Annotated in this window: 18 protein-coding genes, 1 tRNA gene and 1 pseudogene; 15 read left to right on the top strand and 5 right to left on the bottom strand. The window is 62.3% G+C overall.

Annotation, left to right across the window (positions count from 1 at the left end; genetic code table 11):
* Positions 1-26 precede the first annotated feature (26 nt).
* The 3 genes from msrA to FEZ63_RS03300 form a co-directional block, all read right to left on the bottom strand.
* Positions 27-536: a peptide-methionine (S)-S-oxide reductase MsrA gene (msrA, locus tag FEZ63_RS03290; protein ID WP_150942203.1), complete on the bottom strand. Its 510-nt coding sequence runs from the start codon at positions 534-536 to the stop codon at positions 27-29.
* Positions 536-982 (bottom strand): peptide-methionine (R)-S-oxide reductase MsrB, encoded by a 447-nt coding sequence (gene msrB / locus FEZ63_RS03295; protein WP_150942204.1) that lies wholly within the window; start codon positions 980-982, stop codon positions 536-538. Before msrB ends, msrA begins: the two co-directional genes overlap by 1 nt.
* A 104-nt stretch (positions 983-1,086) precedes the next feature.
* Complete coding sequence (locus FEZ63_RS03300) at positions 1,087-1,962, bottom strand: LysR family transcriptional regulator (RefSeq protein WP_150942205.1); 876 nt, start codon at positions 1,960-1,962, stop codon at positions 1,087-1,089.
* A 225-nt stretch (positions 1,963-2,187) separates the two neighbouring features.
* Here FEZ63_RS03300 and FEZ63_RS03305 point away from each other — a divergent pair, with 225 nt between their 5' ends.
* From FEZ63_RS03305 to FEZ63_RS03315, 3 genes are all read left to right on the top strand, one after another.
* Positions 2,188-3,105, top strand: a complete 918-nt coding sequence (locus tag FEZ63_RS03305) for an NADP-dependent oxidoreductase (RefSeq protein WP_150942206.1) — start codon at positions 2,188-2,190, stop codon at positions 3,103-3,105.
* Positions 3,106-3,187: 82 nt separating this feature from the next.
* Positions 3,188-3,469: a hypothetical protein gene (locus FEZ63_RS03310; protein ID WP_150942207.1), complete on the top strand. Its 282-nt coding sequence runs from the start codon at positions 3,188-3,190 to the stop codon at positions 3,467-3,469.
* Positions 3,470-3,608: 139 nt separating this feature from the next.
* Complete coding sequence (locus tag FEZ63_RS03315) at positions 3,609-4,895, top strand: DUF763 domain-containing protein (protein ID WP_150942208.1); 1,287 nt, start codon at positions 3,609-3,611, stop codon at positions 4,893-4,895.
* 213 nt (positions 4,896-5,108) lie between these two features.
* Here the strand turns inward: FEZ63_RS03315 and FEZ63_RS03320 are convergent.
* Positions 5,109-5,198, bottom strand: a tRNA-Ser gene (locus FEZ63_RS03320).
* A 253-nt stretch (positions 5,199-5,451) separates the two neighbouring features.
* On the opposite strand from FEZ63_RS03320, the gene rplU reads away from it, so the two are divergent.
* The 5 genes from rplU to proB all read left to right on the top strand — a co-directional run bounded on the left by rplU (position 5,452) and on the right by proB (position 9,209).
* Positions 5,452-5,847, top strand: a complete 396-nt coding sequence (gene rplU / locus FEZ63_RS03325; RefSeq protein WP_150942209.1) for a 50S ribosomal protein L21 — start codon at positions 5,452-5,454, stop codon at positions 5,845-5,847.
* A gap of 35 nt (positions 5,848-5,882) precedes the next feature.
* Entirely contained in the window at positions 5,883-6,149 is a 267-nt protein-coding gene (rpmA, locus tag FEZ63_RS03330; RefSeq protein ID WP_150942210.1) for a 50S ribosomal protein L27, read from the top strand.
* 176 nt (positions 6,150-6,325) lie between these two features.
* Positions 6,326-6,964, top strand: a complete 639-nt coding sequence (locus tag FEZ63_RS03335; RefSeq protein WP_150942211.1) for a GNAT family N-acetyltransferase — start codon at positions 6,326-6,328, stop codon at positions 6,962-6,964.
* Positions 6,965-7,062: 98 nt separating this feature from the next.
* Entirely contained in the window at positions 7,063-8,097 is a 1,035-nt protein-coding gene (gene obgE / locus FEZ63_RS03340) for a GTPase ObgE (RefSeq protein WP_150942212.1), read from the top strand.
* A complete protein-coding gene (proB, locus tag FEZ63_RS03345) occupies positions 8,094-9,209 on the top strand; it encodes a glutamate 5-kinase (RefSeq protein ID WP_150942213.1) in 1,116 nt (371 codons plus the stop codon). Before obgE ends, proB begins: the two co-directional genes overlap by 4 nt.
* Here the strand turns inward: proB and FEZ63_RS03350 are convergent.
* Positions 9,198-10,283 (bottom strand): annotated as a pseudogene (locus FEZ63_RS03350) (DUF72 domain-containing protein). The gene proB and the pseudogene FEZ63_RS03350 overlap by 12 nt on opposite strands.
* Here FEZ63_RS03350 and FEZ63_RS03355 point away from each other — a divergent pair.
* The 7 genes from FEZ63_RS03355 to FEZ63_RS03385 all read left to right on the top strand — a co-directional run bounded on the left by FEZ63_RS03355 (position 10,183) and on the right by FEZ63_RS03385 (position 16,489).
* Positions 10,183-11,424, top strand: coding sequence for a glutamate-5-semialdehyde dehydrogenase (locus FEZ63_RS03355; protein ID WP_150942340.1), 1,242 nt, complete (start codon positions 10,183-10,185; stop codon positions 11,422-11,424). The pseudogene FEZ63_RS03350 and the gene FEZ63_RS03355 overlap by 101 nt on opposite strands.
* Before the next feature lie 47 nt (positions 11,425-11,471).
* Positions 11,472-12,077, top strand: coding sequence for a nicotinate-nucleotide adenylyltransferase (locus tag FEZ63_RS03360; RefSeq protein WP_275552327.1), 606 nt, complete (start codon positions 11,472-11,474; stop codon positions 12,075-12,077).
* A 99-nt stretch (positions 12,078-12,176) separates the two neighbouring features.
* Positions 12,177-12,557: a ribosome silencing factor gene (gene rsfS, locus FEZ63_RS03365; protein ID WP_244622625.1), complete on the top strand. Its 381-nt coding sequence runs from the start codon at positions 12,177-12,179 to the stop codon at positions 12,555-12,557.
* Between the two features lie 15 nt (positions 12,558-12,572).
* Positions 12,573-13,067, top strand: a complete 495-nt coding sequence (gene rlmH, locus FEZ63_RS03370; RefSeq protein WP_150942215.1) for a 23S rRNA (pseudouridine(1915)-N(3))-methyltransferase RlmH — start codon at positions 12,573-12,575, stop codon at positions 13,065-13,067.
* A 3-nt stretch (positions 13,068-13,070) separates the two neighbouring features.
* Entirely contained in the window at positions 13,071-14,423 is a 1,353-nt protein-coding gene (locus FEZ63_RS03375; RefSeq protein ID WP_150942216.1) for a murein hydrolase activator EnvC family protein, read from the top strand.
* Positions 14,423-15,739 (top strand): S41 family peptidase, encoded by a 1,317-nt coding sequence (locus FEZ63_RS03380; RefSeq protein WP_150942217.1) that lies wholly within the window; start codon positions 14,423-14,425, stop codon positions 15,737-15,739. Before FEZ63_RS03375 ends, FEZ63_RS03380 begins: the two co-directional genes overlap by 1 nt.
* Before the next feature lie 207 nt (positions 15,740-15,946).
* Positions 15,947-16,489, top strand: a complete 543-nt coding sequence (locus FEZ63_RS03385) for an RNA pyrophosphohydrolase (RefSeq protein WP_150942218.1) — start codon at positions 15,947-15,949, stop codon at positions 16,487-16,489.
* Positions 16,490-16,508: the final 19 nt, after the last annotated feature.

Raw genomic sequence — 16,508 nt, forward strand, 5'->3', positions numbered from 1 at the left:
GCGTCATGCCGCGAGCCACGGGGTTGCTAGGCGGCAGCACCGCGATGCGGCAACACCCAGTTCGGACGTGGAAAATGGCAGGTATATCCGTGTGGAACACGTTCGAGATAGTCCTGGTGCTCGGGCTCGGCCTCCCAGAAATCACCGAGCGGCTCGATTTCGGTGACAACCTTGCCAGGCCATAGTCCCGACGCATCAACGTCTGCAACCGTATCGAGCGCAACGGCCTTCTGCTGATCGCTGGTGAAAAAGATCGCGGAACGGTAGCTCGGACCACGGTCGTTCCCCTGACGATTGAGCGTCGTCGGATCATGGATCTGGAAGAAGAACTCGAGCAGGCGGCGATAAGTAGTCTGCGAGGGATCGAAGATGATCTCGATTGCCTCGGCATGGGTGCCGTGATTGCGATAGGTCGCATTCTTCACGTCGCCACCCGTGTACCCGACACGGGTCGAGATCACACCGGGCAGCTTGCGGATGAGGTCCTGCATGCCCCAGAAGCAGCCCCCGGCGAGAACAGCGCGATCTGTCGTCATCAGATGTCCTCCACTTGGTTGAGATATTCTTCGTAACCCTGCTCCACCATCTCGCCGCGCGGCACGAAGCGCAGCGAAGCGGAATTGATGCAGTAGCGCAGGCCACCGCGGTCGGTCGGTCCGTCCGAGAAAACGTGGCCTAGATGGCTATCGCCATGCGTCGAACGCACTTCCGTCCGGATCATGCCGTGGCTGTTGTCGCGCAGCTCATTCACGTTCGCGGGTTCGATCGGCTTGGTGAAGCTCGGCCATCCGCAGCCCGACTCAAATTTGTCCGACGATGCGAACAGCGGTTCGCCTGAGACGATATCGACATAAATGCCGGGTTCTTTGTTGTCGAGAAGCGCACCGGTTCCAGGACGCTCGGTCGCATTCTGCTGCGTCACCCGATATTCCTCAGGTGACAGCTTGGCGATCGCGGCGTCTGTCTTCTTGTAGGCTGCCATGGATTCCTCCTTCGAACACATGCACGGAAGATGGATATTCGAGCCGAAGGTGTCCAATACGTCGCGACTATAGTTTCGATGTGCGACTGACATGCCTACAGAATTTACGACCACACATACCGCTCTATTAGTACGCGGAGCTGCCGCAGCGCCGCGGCTGTCCCCGAACCCGAAATCGATTGGAATGCGACCGTGCGCGACAGGTCCAGCGTATCGACCGGACGTAATGTCAGGCCCTCTACGATTGCCGAGCGCTCTGGCAGCATGCAAACACCTGTGCCTTCCGCCACGGCTTGTTGAATCAAATCTTCCCGTTCGGATCTGAGCCGCGGGATCATGATAATCGCGCGCTCGTGCAGATGGTTCTGCACGCGCGTGCGGAATTCGCATTGGAGCCGATCGAGGTAAGGTTGCTCCGACAGGTCCGAAAGCGAAACCGAGACCTTGTTTGCCAAACTGTGTCCTTGCGCCATCGCCAGTAACAATCGCTCGCTAAACATTTCGACGGTGGCGATCTTGGTGTTTCCGGCTGTCGGATCCGTGCAGAAGCACCCATCAATTTGGCCGCTGAGCAGGAGCTCCATTCCCTGGTCTCGTGTGATTGGCTGGAGAACCAGTTCGAGCATCGGCATCTGTCGAAGAGTGTGCGTAACGAACCCGGTAATCAGCGCCGGTGCGATGGTGTTCACGACACCCAGCGTCAAAGTCTCGCGGCGGCCGCGAACCCGATTGAGCGATATTGCCAAAACCCGCTGCTCGCGGTCCGCGATTGCAGCGAATTCGGATCGTATGTCGCGGCCGAGCGTTGTCAGTCGACTGTCTTTTCCATCACGATAGACCAACATTCCGCCCAGCTCTTGTTCTAGCCGCTGTATCGAGCGGGTGAGCGTGGGCTGGGACACCCCGCTTCGCATGGCTGCTTCGGTGAAATTGAGGGTGTCCGCCAGGTTCAGGAAATATCGAATCTGGTTAAGTTCCATTGTTCTTTCCTCACCACTTCCTCCTGCGCCGCATTCGGACCCAGCAAGCGCTTCCGAGCGCAGCAATTACCGATCCGTATGGAAACTATACGTGCCAGCTATTGGAAATTTTTATTCCGCGCTGCGACAACTGAAATGACCAACGAAGACTATCAGTTAGCTACCCATACCCGCCAGCAAGCAGAACTTCCACCAAAGAGACAAACGAGAGAGGAGACAATTCCGATGAAAGCAATCGTTGTGACGGACCAGGCTGCGGGAACGGCCGGGATGAAGCTGGTGGAGCGGCCCAAGCCGCAGGCCGCGATAAACGACGTTGTCGTTCAGGTTCATGCGTCGGGATTCGTCCCCACCGAGCTGGAGTGGCCCTCGACCTGGACCGATCGCCGCGACCATGACCGTACACCGTCGATCCCTGGGCACGAGCTGGCCGGAGTGGTCACCGCCCTCGGCTATGGGACGACGGGGCTGTCTGTGGGACAGCGGGTGTTCGGCCTCGCGGACTGGCATCGCGACGGCACGCTCGCGGAGTATGTAGCCATGGAGGCACGCAACCTCGCGCCACTGCCAGGGGACGTCGATTTCACGGTAGGCGCGAGTCTGCCAATCTCGGGCTTGACCGCGTGGCAGGGACTGTTTCAGCACGGCCGCCTTCAGGCGGGGCAGAGCATCCTCGCGCATGGCGCAGCCGGCGCAGTCGGCTCGATGGTGGTGCAACTCGCCCGGGAGGCCGGAGCCTATGTCATCGGCACCGGACGTGCTGCCGACCGTCAGAAGGCGCTCGACTTCGGCGCAAGTGAGTTCGTCGACCTCGAAAACGACGTCCTGGAAGACGTCGGCGGCGTCGATCTGGTGTTCGATGTCATCGGTGGCGGAATCCAGAAGCGATCCGCAGCCCTGATTCGAGCCGGAGGAACACTGGTGACCGTCGTTGGACCGGCCGAGGCTCGGCCCGTAGATGGCCTAGCGGTCGACTTCGTTGTCGAGTTCGATCGTGCCCAACTGAGTGAGATCGTCCAGCGGGTGCGAGACGGCCGACTGCGGACGAACATCGGCACCGTTTCGGGCCTCGACGATGCTATCACGGCTTTCAATGCAACCAAGCGACGCGCGGGGAAGACGGTCATCCGCGTTCTCCCGTGAGGACCGGCTAGAATCAGGGTATTCGCAACCCTCGCATCTGCAATGTATCTGCCTGTCAGATTGGTAGCCCCGCGATCGTTGGATGAAGCGCTTCATCAAGGATCGCGCCGATGCGGTTACTTCGGCCCGCCAGGAGCGTCTTATCGTCTGCCAAAACGGCGGCGGTTTCCCACGATCAGACACCAAAACCGGAGAGTCTGCTTCCGGCCAAACCGGCCACGCCCACGCTGGTTCGCTGATAGAGGTGGAGGGCATTTGCCGTATGTTCGGCGATTACTTCGGCAGAGGCTATCCTACCCGGCGTATCGGGGGAATCCGAATTGCAGATACGGCTGGAGATCTAATCGGGACCGAAGTCTCTTAAAATAGTGGCGGCCACGGTGCGATGGATTCCGCCGGGCCGATGCTGATTGCGGCGTCATTCCTGCGTTCATATATGCAACCCGCTCAAGTCGGTTTTGAACCGAGCCAGCCCAACCCCTCACCTTGACGGACCTCACATCATGGCACGCCGAGCTGGAAGCGCAGATCTACCGCTGCACAGCGGCCACGTCCCGAAATGGCTCGCCGAGCGGATGACCCGCTTGGGAGCGGTCATGAGCGAAGCGATCGTGCACCATTACGGCCGCGAGGAGCTTCTCCGTCGTCTGGCGCACCCCTTCTGGTTCCAATCCTTCGGCGCCGTCATGGGTATGGACTGGCATTCCTCAGGCATCACGACCAGCGTCATCGGAGCCCTCAAGCGTGGACTTACTCCGCTGTCAAAGGAGCTCGGGATCCACGTATGCGGTGGCCGAGGGAAACACTCAAGGCAAACACCGCACGAGCTTGTCTCCATTGGAAATCGGGTCGGATTTGATGGCTCTGCACTCGCAGATGCCAGCCGGCTCGTTGCCAAGGTCGACACCGCTGCGATCCAGGATGGCTTCGACCTCTACCTCCACGCTTTCATTGTCACGGATGATGGCCAATGGGTCGTGGTACAGCAGGGGATGAACGGCGACCTCAAACAGGCTCGGCGGTATCATTGGCAATCGGAAGGCCTCAAGAGTTTCATCGACGAGCCGCATTCCGGCATCGACGGGATAGGGCAGGGGCAGATCATCAATCTGACCGATCGACGCGCCGAGGCCTCGCGCCGCGCGCAGCTCGACCTCCTCGTAAATCTCGGGCCCGACGGCATTACGCGCGAACTTGCCGCGATCGAAATCAAGGCTGGCCCAGTCGAAGAAGCAAGCCAGATGTTCCTGCCGCACTTGATCATGCCGGAGCACCATGAGGTTCGCGCGGAAGATGTTGTCATGCGGCGGCTTCAGGGGGCCCTAGCCGCCGCAGCCGATCGGGGTCCAGTCGATTTTTCCGAGCTTCTTCTGGTGCCCGGAATAGGCGCCCGAACCGTCAGGGCCCTCGCCCAGGTTGCGGAGGTGGTTCATGGGACACCGTGCCGGTTCACTGATCCTGCTCGCTTTTCATACGCCCACGGCGGAAAAGACCGGCACCCGTTTCCAGTGCCCCTCAAGGTCTACGACGAGACGATCAGGGCTTTGAAATCGGCCGTGCAGAAGGCGAAGCTGGGACAGCAGGACGAACTCTTCGCCTTGAGGCGCCTTGATGACCAGGCTCGCCTGCTTGAGCGACGCGCCGCAGGTGCATCCTTTGACGAACTGCTTGAAGAGGAGAGGACAAAATCCAACGCTTACGGCGGCCGCTCCATTTTCGGAGACGAGCCGCTACCCGATCATCTCGTTCGCAACCGGGAGACAGGGAGGAGATCGACGGATGCTCTCTAGGCCGGTTTCACTTCCGGTCCGCAGCATTTCGGTCAACCGGACTGCCTCAATGAGAGGCAGAGAATTGGCCAGCAATGCCGCTCAAGGTTCGCTGACGTTGCCGCGCAAGGAAGTCCCACAGAGAACGCGGCACGGCGAAAGAACGCGCAAATTCCGACACTTATGGAACACGGCGCTTTCAAAATTATTTAACTAAAACAGTTGCTTAGACGGTGGCGGAGAGGGGGAGATTCGAACTCCCGATACGGTTGCCCGTATGCCGCATTTCGAGTGCGGTGCATTCAACCACTCTGCCACCTCTCCGTGGAAGCCTAAGGTCGGCTGGTTGAGGCGGCGTGGATATCATGGGGCTTGGCGGTCTTCAAGCGTCCCCAGGGGTCTTTTTTATTGACAAGGCGAGGCGGGTTCCCTTAGAGAGACGCTTCTTACGCGTGGACCCGTCTGTCCACGCGTTTTCGCGCGGTGGCCATGAGGTCGCCGTTCCATGAAGCCGGAAACTGCCAAAAAGCTGGCCCTGCGGTCGCCCCGTGGAGAGCCGGTAGAACACGAGGATCAGATGTTCGCAGTGATCAAGACCGGCGGCAAGCAGTATCGCGTCGCCGCCGATGATGTCATTACCATTGCCACGCTCGAAGGAGAGCCGGGCGCCGCTGTCACGTTCGACCAGGTTTTGATGGTCACCAATGACAATGGCACCCAGGTCGGGGCGCCCCTCATCGAGGGTGCGACCGTGATGGGCGAGGTGGTGGAGCACACCCGCGGCGCGAAGGTCATAGCCTTCAAGAAGCGTCGCCGCCAGAATTCGCGCCGCAAGCGCGGGCATCGCCAGGATTACACCGTGGTTCGGATCACCGATATCCTCGGCGCCGGCGAGAAGCCCAAGAAGGCTGCGGCAAAGAAGAAAACCACCAAGGCTGCGGCTGACGAAGCTGCGCCGGCCAGCGCCGAATAAGCGACGGCACCTGAAAGCAACACGGGAGTAGACCCATGGCACACAAAAAAGCAGGCGGCTCGTCTCGCAACGGCCGCGATTCGGCAGGCCGTCGTCTCGGCGTCAAGAAGTTCGGCGATCAAGCGGTCGTGTCGGGCAACATTATCATTCGTCAGCGCGGCACGAAGTGGCACGCGGGCGCGAATGTCGGCATGGGCAAAGACCACACCCTCTTTGCGACTGCCAATGGCCGAGTCCGATTCCTTACGCGTCAAGGCCGAGCCTTTGTAACGGTCGTGCCAGCCCAAGAGGCAGCAGAATAAACGGCGAGAGCAAAACGAAGGAGCTCCCGCCGGCATCACACCGACCCGGCGGATCAAGCTCTTAACTGGCTCATAAGGCCGCGCTTCAGATCCGGATCGACAGGGGAGGTGGGATGTCCACCTCCCCTTCGTCATTTCGGGGCTTCGAAAGAGCCCAACCGGATCGGAGCAGGACCATGTTTCCCGACCTCACCCGTGACGATGTTTTCCGCCTGGAAACGCGCCGCCTGTGGCTGCGCTGGCCGCGTCTTGCCGACGTACAGGCCATCCTGCGCCTCGCCGGTGAGAAAGCGGTCGCCGAGATGACGGCGCGAATTCCCCATCCGTATGACCCCGAGGATGCGGAGCGTTTCGTGTTCATGGCGCGGAAATCCAACGCTGACGGCAAAGGACTCCAATTGGCCATTACGCCGAAAGGGCGTCCGAATTGCCTGATCGGCGTCGTCGGGATCGGACCCAGCCCGGACAAGGGCACGCCCCATCTCGGCTTCTGGCTCGGCACGCCTTCGTGGGGGCACGGCCATGCGACGGAAGCCGCGCGGGCGCTCATCGATGCGTTCTTCGCCTATGGCGACGGCAACGAACTCACGGCATCGGTCCGGGTCATCAACCCTGCATCCCGGCGCGTTCTCGAAAAATGCGGGTTCGCCTATCAGGGCTCGGGTCTCGTCGAACTGCCGGCCCGCGGCGGGCTTTATCCGGCAGAGCATTTCCGGCTCGACCGCCGGGCCTGGGAAAGCCTGAAGACCTGGGGTCATAGCGGCCTCGTGCCGGAACTGGCGGAGCCTGATTCCGCCTTGCCTCTGGCCTCTTGAGGGGGCCAGCCAAATTCATCACCGGGCGCTCCCACGGGAGCGCCCGCCCTGTCGCCCGCGTTGCTCCCGCTGGCCTTGTCCCGTAAAGGTTGCGGATCATGAAATTTCTCGACCAAGCCAAGATCTATATTCGTTCGGGTGACGGTGGCGCCGGCTGCATCTCGTTTCGCCGCGAAAAGTTCATCGAATTCGGTGGGCCGGACGGCGGCGACGGCGGACGTGGCGGCGATGTCTGGGCGGAATGTGTCGACGGCCTGAACACGCTCATCGATTATCGCTACCAACAGCACTTCAAGGCCAAGAAGGGCGAGCACGGGATGGGCAAGAACCGTCACGGCGCCAAAGGCAGCGATGTGGTGCTGAAAGTGCCCGCAGGCACCGAAATCCTCGATGAGGACGGCGAGACAGTCATCGCCGACATGACCCGCGTCGGGCAGAAACTCCTGCTCGCCAAGGGCGGCAATGGCGGTTTCGGCAATACCTATTTCACCACCTCCACCAATCGCGCGCCGCGGCGTGCCAATCCGGGTCTCGAAGGCCAGGAGCGCTGGCTGATCCTGCGGCTGAAGCTCATTGCCGATGCGGGGCTTGTCGGATTGCCCAACGCGGGCAAGTCCACCTTCCTCGCGACCGTCACGGCTGCAAAGCCGAAGATCGCCGATTACCCATTCACGACGCTCTATCCGGGTCTCGGCGTAGTCCGGGCCTATTCGCGCGAATTCGTCCTGGCCGATATTCCGGGTCTGATCGAAGGCGCATCGGAGGGCATCGGGCTCGGCGACCGGTTCTTGAGCCATGTGGAACGCTGTCGGGTGCTGCTCCACCTCGTCGATGGCACCAGCGAACATGCCGGGAAGGCTTATAAGACGGTGCGTCATGAGATCGAGGCCTACGGCCATGGTCTCGCCGACAAACCTGAGATCGTGGCTCTTTCAAAGGCCGATGCTCTGGATGAGGAGACTCTCAAGGAGCAGATTGCGCGGCTGAAGCGGGCGTCGAAAAAGACGCCGGCGGTCATCTCCGCAGCCTCGGGGCAAGGCGTTCAGGAAATCCTGCAGGCGCTGCTCAATGTGATCGACGCCGCCAAGATCGAAGAGAAGCGGGCCGTCACCCAAGAGGAATGGCATCCGTGAGCCCCGGCTTGCACCAGTTCAAGCGGGTTGTGCTGAAGGTCGGATCCGCGCTTCTGGTCAATCGCGCACGCGGACGTCTGAACCATGCCTGGCTTGAGGCGCTGGCCGAAGATATTGCCGAGCTTCATACACGCGGCGTCGATGTGCTCGTCGTGTCGTCCGGGGCCATCGCCATGGGACGCACGGTTCTTGGCCTCCCGCCCGGGCTATTGAGGCTTGAGGAAAGCCAGGCCGCTGCGGCCGTTGGGCAGATCGCACTCGCCCGGGTCTGGTCGGAGGTGCTGGCTCATCACGCCATCACCGCGGGCCAGATCCTCGTAACGCTGGCGGACACCGAGGAACGCCGACGTTACCTCAATGCCCGCGCCACGACGCTGAAGCTGCTCGAAATGCGCGCCGTGCCCGTGGTGAACGAGAACGACACGGTCGCTACGAGTGAAATTCGCTATGGCGACAACGATCGTCTGGCAGCGCGCGTGGCGACGATGATCGGCGCGGATCTGCTGGTTCTGTTCTCCGATATCGACGGACTCTATTCGGCGCCTCCGGCGTCGGACCCCTCTGCGCGACATATCCCCGTCGTCGAACGCATCACCCCCGCAATCGAGGCGATGGCGGGCGGGGCTGCGTCGGAATTGTCGCGCGGCGGCATGCGCACCAAGGTCGAGGCGGCCAAGATCGCCACGGCCGGCGGCACGCACATGATCATTGCCGATGGTCGGGTGAAGAACCCGCTGAAACGGATCGGCGAGGGCGCAGCCTGCACGTGGTTCCTCACCCCGTCCAATCCGGCCACCGCGCGCAAGACGTGGATTGCCGGTGCGCTGGAACCTCGCGGAACACTGTATGTGGATGCCGGCGCGACGCGCGCGCTGCAGGGTGGGGCAAGCCTGCTCCCCGTCGGCGTCAGCCGCATCGAGGGTGCATTCGCGAGGGGTGATGCGGTGACCATCCGGGATGAACATCGCGTTCTCGGACGTGGCCTTGTGGCTTACGATGCCGACGATGCGGCGCGCATCATCGGTCGTCCGAGTCGTGAAATCGAAGCCATTCTCGGCTATCCGGGCCGGGCCGAAATGGTCCACCGGGACGACATGGCACTAGGCGGCTGATCCCGGCTTCTTCAGGAGTTCCAGAAGCACTCCGGCATCGGCCGGCGCCGCGCTCTTGAGGTCGTTGTCGAAATAGACGAAGAGGTCGCGCTTCTCCTTTCGCCATGTCCCGAGATCGGCGACCCATCTCCTCAAGACCTCTCGGCCATAACTTCCTTCCTAATGACCGCTCGTGCCGTGCGCGCGGATATACGCAAATTGCGCAGTGGCGACCCACGGCGCCGGCGCGGCCGCGTGATCGGAGATGCAAAGAGCCGCGTCGTGATCCCGCAACAGGTCGAAAACAGGATCGGCATACCAGCTGGGATGGCGGAACTCGAACGCACAGCGCTTGCCCTTTGGAATTTGCGTCAGGCACCGCGCAAGCCGCTCGCGTGTATCCTGATTGAATTCGAGGTTCGGAGGCAGCTGAAACAGGGTGGGGCCCATCTTGTCGCCAAGCGGCGCCATGCGCTTGAAAATCAACGCGAGGCTCTCCCCGACATCCTTCAGGCGCTTCATGTGGGTGATGAAGCGCGATGCCTTCCAGGCGAAAAGAAAGTGCTCCGGGGTTCCGTCACGCCATTCCCTGACTGCCTTCTCGGTCGGAAGCCGATAGAACGAATTGTTGATCTCGGTCGTATCGAAAAGCTGCGCATAGAAGGACAGCAGATCTCTGCCGACGTTCTGCGGATAGAACGGGCCGATCCATGACCGATAGTGCCAGCCGGAAGTGCCGATTCTGATCTCGGGCGCCCTGAGACCCTTCTTTTCTCGGAGCGGGAGAGAACGGCTTGGCCCTTGGGCGGCGGAGCGTGCTATGGACTTCCCACGAGAGGCAACTCCCGAAGCCTGAGGATGAGGCTTGACTGTTCGGGAGGGGAGTCTGTGGGACTTGGACATGAATGACACTCGTGGGTTGGGCGGCGTTCCGCCCACAAAGGGACTCAACGCCGGACATGAGACTTTGATCGACGCTGACGTTCCGTCGTTGATGGCCGATTTGGGCCGGCGCGCGCGAAAAGCCGCTCGCCGGCTGGGTCTCGCGACGACGGATGAGAAGAACGCGGCCTTGCGCGCCATGGCGGCGTGCATCCGCGAGCGGGCGCCGGAGATCCTGAAAGCCAACAGGGATGATGTGGCGGAGGCGCAAAGCCGTCACCAGAGTGCATCATTTATCGACCGTCTGGCGCTCGATCCGGCACGGCTGGACACCATCGCGGCGGCGGTGGAGGACATTGCCGCGCTGCCGGATCCGGTGGGCAGAACCCTGTCCCGATTCGAGCGCCCCAACGGCCTCGTCATTGAGCGGGTCGCGACGCCGCTCGGCGTTATCGGGGTGATTTTCGAGAGCCGCCCCAACGTCACGGCGGATGCCGGCGCCCTCTGCCTGAAGGCCGGCAATGCCGCCATCCTGCGAGCCGGTTCCGACAGTTTCCGCACATCAAGCCTGATCGCCGAGGCCATGCGCGAGGGTCTGGAGCGGAGCGGTCTGCCGTCGGACGCGATCTGCCTCGTCCCGACCCGGGACCGCGCTGCCGTTGGTGCTATGCTCGCGGGGCTCGACGGCCATATCGACGTCATTGTGCCGCGCGGCGGCAAGAGCCTTGTGGCGCGCGTGCAGCATGATGCGCGCGTTCCGGTCTTCGCCCATCTCGAGGGCCTATGCCACGTCTTCGTTCATAAGCACTCCGATCTGACGATGGCCCGGAACATCGTGGTCAATGCCAAAATGCGTCGCACGGGTGTCTGCGGCTCTGCCGAAACACTGCTCGTCGATCGTGCTTGCGCCGACACGCATCTGAAGCCGCTGATCGCGACGCTGATCGATTCCGGCTGCTCCGTGCGCGGCGACGATTCCGCACAATCGGCGGACGCGCGCGTGACGGCCGCGACCGAGGAGGATTGGCGGACCGAGTATCTTGATGCCATCATCGCGGTCCGTGTCGTGGACGATCTCGATGCCGCCATCGCCCATATCGAGACATTCGGTTCTCATCACACCGATTGCATCGTCACCGATGATTCGACGGCGGCGAAGCGGTTCCTGACCGAGGTCGATTCCGCCATCGTGCTGCACAACGCCTCGACGCAGTTCGCTGACGGCGGCGAGTTCGGATTTGGGGCCGAGATCGGCATTGCGACGGGCCGCATGCATGCGCGCGGCCCGGTCGGGGTCGAGCAACTCACGTCCTTCAAATACCGTGTTCACGGGTCGGGTCAGACGCGTCCGTGAATCATCTGTCAGGTCGTTTTCGAATTCAGCCGTCGGGACTCGCCCACTTGCCTCGCGCCTCTCGCGGCATGCGGATCGGTCTTTATGGCGGATCTTTCAATCCGGCGCATGACGGACATCGGCTGGTGAGCCTGCTGGCGATGAAGCGTCTCGATCTCGACCGCGTCTGGTGGATCGTGACACCCGGCAATCCCCTGAAATCGACGGGCGAACTGGCCTCGCTCGCCGAACGGATGGCCGAGGCCGAGCGGGCGAGCGCCCATCCGCGCATCGACGTGACGGATTTCGAGGCAGCCATCGGATCGCGCTATACCGTGGACACGCTCGCCTATCTCAAGCGGCGCTGTCCCGGAATCGACTTCGTATGGATCATGGGAGCGGACAATCTGGCGAGCTTCCACCGCTGGCGGGGCTGGGCCGAAATCGCCCGGATGATGCCCATTGCGGTCATCGATCGTCCGGGCTGGACGCTGAAGGCGACGCATTCTCGCGCTGCTGCCGCGTTGAGTTCGGCGCGGCTGGAGGAGCGGGAAGCGGCCGCATTGCCAGTGCTCAAGCCGCCGGCCTGGACGTTCCTCCACGGGCCGCGCTCGCACGCCTCATCGACGGAGTTACGGCGCCTGCGACGAACTTCTTCGCAGGGCGCCCGTTGAAATACCGTGCCATTCGGCACTATCTTGTAGCTACGGCGCGGTTTGCGCGTTGTTTGAAAGGACTTGAACCTGAACCGACTTTCTCCGCTTGGGGCGAATCTGAATTCGCCTCCCCCTCTCTCCGGAGCGGATGCTCCGCTTGATGAGGATCTCCGGGCCGTCGCCCTGGCTTGCCTTGAGGACATGAAGGCCGAAAACACGGTCGAGATCGACCTCGCGGGCAAAACCTCGATTGCAGACACCATGTTCGTGACCTCCGGGCGTTCCGATCGTCACGTGGGTGCTATCGCCGATCGCGTGATCAAGGAGCTCAAAGAAAAGGGCTTTGGGACCGCGCGCGTCGAGGGCATGCCTGCCTGCGACTGGGTGCTCATCGATGCCGGTGACGTTCTGATCCACATTTTCCGTCCCGAGGTGCGTGGATTCTACAACCTCGAGAAGATGTGGGGCGCCGACCGTCCGCAAGACCACGTCAGCTGACGAAGGCTGACGGGATTGCGACTGAGCTTGCTGGCCGTGGGCCGTCTCAAGAGCGGCCCCGAGCGGGAGCTGGTCGAGCGGTACCGGCAGCGAATCGAAGGCCTCGGGCGTAGCCTCGGGGTTGCCGGGCTGGACCTTGTCGAGTTTCCGGAGAGCCGCGCGCGTCGCGACGACGACCGCCGGGGAGAAGAGGCTGTCGCCATCCTAGAGCGGACCGGGAGCTCGGCGCTGATTGCCTTCGACGAGCGTGGCAAGAGCCCTTCCAGTGACGTTTTTGCAGACCGAATCAGGCATTGGCGCGATGAAGGCGTCGCCGGAATCGCCTGCGTGATCGGGGGGCCGGACGGTCTCGATCCACAGGTTCTCCAGCGCGCCAAGCTGGTGGTTTCTTTTGGCGCGCTCACAATGCCGCACCAGATCGTTCGCGCCCTTGTGGCCGAGCAGCTTTATCGGGCACTGACAATCATCGCCGGACACCCGTATCATCGGGCCGGACATGATGATTCCTGAAGCATGACGCGAATTTCGTTTTCCACCGCCGGCCCTCTCTGCGCCGCCGCGTTCTTCGCGAGCTTGGGTGTTGGTTCGGCCGCGGCCCAGCCGGCCCCGCCCTCCGGACAACAGCCGCCGGTAGTCGCCGGCGAGACGGTGGAGCAGAAGGCCCAGCGCGAAAAGGATCTCCGGGCGCTGGAGGAGGCCATGGCGGCCAGCGCCAGCGCCAACAGGCAACTCGAATCGGAGATCGCCGAGATCAGGACCGACAGGGCGAAGCTCAACACGGCGCTGATCGGGACTGCGAATCGCGTCCGCGAGACCGAGGACCGAATCCGGGCGCTCGAGCAACGGCTTCAAACCCTGACGGCCAGCGAGGCGGCGATCCGGCGCTCGCTCGAAAGTCGGCGCGGGGTCATCATCGAGGTGTTCGCAGCGCTGCAGCGGATGGGCCGCCGCCCGCCGCCCGCCGTGCTGGTGCGCCCCGAGGATATGCTGGAAGCCGTCCGGGCATCGATCCTGCTGGGCGCCGTCCTGCCGGAACTGCGTGTGGAGGCCGAAATCCTCGCCAGCGACCTGACCGAACTGGTCCGCCTCAAGGACGCCATCGCGACCGATCGCAGGTCGCTGGGCAACGAACTGGCGGCGCTGACCTCGGAGCAGGACCGCCTGGCGGCGCTGATCGAGGCCCGGCAGGGCAGAATCGCCGAGGTCGAACGAACTTTGGGCTCGGAACGCGGCAAAGCCGCCGAGCTGGCGCGACAGGCGGGATCTCTCAAAGAGTTGATCGACCGCATGGAAAAGGAAATCGCCGGCGCCCAAAAGGCGGCTGAAGAGGCCCGGAAGGCGGCCGAAGCCCAGGAAAAACAGGCCCGCGAGCAATTCGCGCAGGCAGCCTTCCGGGATCCGGCCCGGCTCGCTCCGAAAGTGCCGTTTCCCGAGGCGCGGGGGCTGCTGCCCCGGCCTGTAAGCGGCGATACGGTGCGGGAATTTGGCGCGTCCGACGGCTATGGCGGAACGACGCGCGGCATTTCGATCAATACTCGCCCCAAAGCCGCCATTGTCTCACCGGCAGATGGGTGGGTGGCGTTCGCCGGCCCCTTCCGGTCGTATGGACGACTCTTGATCATCAACGCGGGCGCGGGGTATTATCTGTTGTTAGCCGGAATGGACCAAATCAATGTCGACGTCGGGCAATTCGTGCTCGCCGGCGAACCTGTCGCAACCATGGGAGAAACATCTCTCATCTCGTTGGCGGGAAGTACCATAGAAAAGAACGCCCCGGTTCTCTATGTAGAGTTCAGGAAAGACGGCGGTTCGATCGATCCGGGTCCATGGTGGGCGAAATCGCAAAGCGAAAAGGTTCGCGGGTAATGCGCAAACTGTCCCTTTTAATTCTCGGCGCCGTCGTCGGTGCCGGTGGTGCGACAATGGTGTCGCAGACCACATTGCTGTCCTCGACGAGCGCGATCGCGGCCTCGGCGGACACCTATCGGCAGCTCAGCCTTTTCGGTGATGTGTTCGAGAAGATCCGCACGGATTACGTCGAAAAGCCGGAGGAATCGAAGCTTGTCGAATCAGCCATCAACGGGATGCTGACTTCGCTCGATCCGCATTCGAGCTACATGGACGCCAAGAGCTTCCGTGACATGCAGGTTCAGACCCGCGGCGAATTCGGTGGTCTCGGCATCGAGGTGACGATGGAGGACGGCCTCGTCAAGGTCGTGACTCCGATCGACGATACGCCGGCCTCGCGCGCCGGCATTCTCGCCAACGACGTGATCACGCAAATCAATGGCGAGCAGGTCCAGGGGCTCAACCTCAATCAGGCCGTCGACAAGATGCGCGGTCCGATCAATTCCTCCGTAACGCTCAAGATCCAGCGCAAGGAAGCGAAGGAACCGCTCGAGGTCAAGCTCACCCGTGAGATGATCAAGGTGCGTCCGGTCCGCGCTCGGGTCGAAGGCGATATCGGCGTTCTGCGGATCACGCAGTTCAACGAGCAGACCTATGAGGGCCTGCGCAGCGCCATCGACAAGCTCACGACCGATATCGGCGCCGACAAGCTCGCTGGCTTCGTCATCGACCTGCGCAATAATCCGGGCGGCCTGCTTGATCAGGCGATCATGGTCTCGGATGCGTTCCTCGATCGCGGCGAAATCGTCTCGACCCGCAGCCGCAATGCCGAGGACACGCAACGGTTCAATGCGAAATCCGGCGATCTGACCAAGGGCAAGCCTCTCGTGGTCCTCGTCAATGGCGGCTCGGCCTCGGCCTCCGAGATCGTCGCCGGCGCATTGCAGGACCACAAGCGCGCGACCGTTCTGGGGACGCGCTCGTTCGGCAAGGGTTCGGTGCAGACCATCATCCCGCTTGGCGGCAACGGTGCGGTTCGCCTGACCACGGCGCGGTACTACACCCCGTCCGGACGCTCCATCCAGGCCAAGGGCATCGATCCTGATACCGAGGTGGTGCAGGACGTTCCCGACGAGCTCAAGGGCAAGGACGAGACCAAGGGCGAGGCCGGACTTCGCGGCCACCTCCAGAATGGCGGCGAGAAGGAAGAACGGGGCGGCTCATCCGCGTACGTTCCGCCGGATCCCACCAAGGACAAGCAGCTTCAGGCCGCCTACGACCTGCTGCACGGCGTCCGTAAGGGTGCCGCCAACACGGTTACGCCTGCGAACTGAGCCGTCGCGCTCAAGGCCCGAGACGAAAGTTGACCTGGCGGTTTTCTGACCGTCAGGTCTTTTCGTTTCAGGTCAGCGAACCTAACGGAAAGGCTTGTGAAAGGTCGCCCGAGGCGTCACTCTCGCAGGAACCGAGCGGTCCGCCGATGGTGGAGATCAGCCGGGCGACAGGAAGCTTGTCCGCACGGACAGGAAGGACGTGGTCGAATGAGAGGCGCCAGAGGACAACAGCTCAGGACTGATCTTCCCTACCGTTCCTGTGTCGGCGTCATGCTTCTCAACAAGGCGGGCCGGGTCTTCATTGGCCGCCGCCGGTCAGAACCCAATCCCAATGATCCAGCCTCCGCCTATGCCTGGCAGATGCCGCAAGGCGGCATCGATCCGGGGGAGGAACCCTATCAGGCGGCATTACGCGAATTGTACGAGGAAACCAGTATCCGGTCGGTGACGCCGCTTGCCGAAGCGCCCGAATGGTATTCCTACGATCTTCCGTCCGTGGTGGCGGGTCGCGCCTGGCGTGGACGCTACCGCGGCCAGACCCAGCGCTGGTTCGCGTTCCGTTTCGAAGGAAGCGAAGACGAAATAAACGTGCAGCAACCCGGCGGCGGGCGCCACAAGTCGGAATTCGACGAATGGCGCTGGGAAGCCATGGAGCGGTTGCCGGAACTGATCATTCCGTTCAAGCGACCCGTTTACGAGAACGTGGTCGCGGCTTTCAGCGATCTTGCCGAAATGGCCCGTCAGGACTGATCGCGCGCTCAGGCTCCCA

The sequence above is a fragment of the Microvirga brassicacearum genome, from assembly GCF_008757455.1.
Taxonomy (GTDB): domain Bacteria; phylum Pseudomonadota; class Alphaproteobacteria; order Rhizobiales; family Beijerinckiaceae; genus Microvirga; species Microvirga brassicacearum.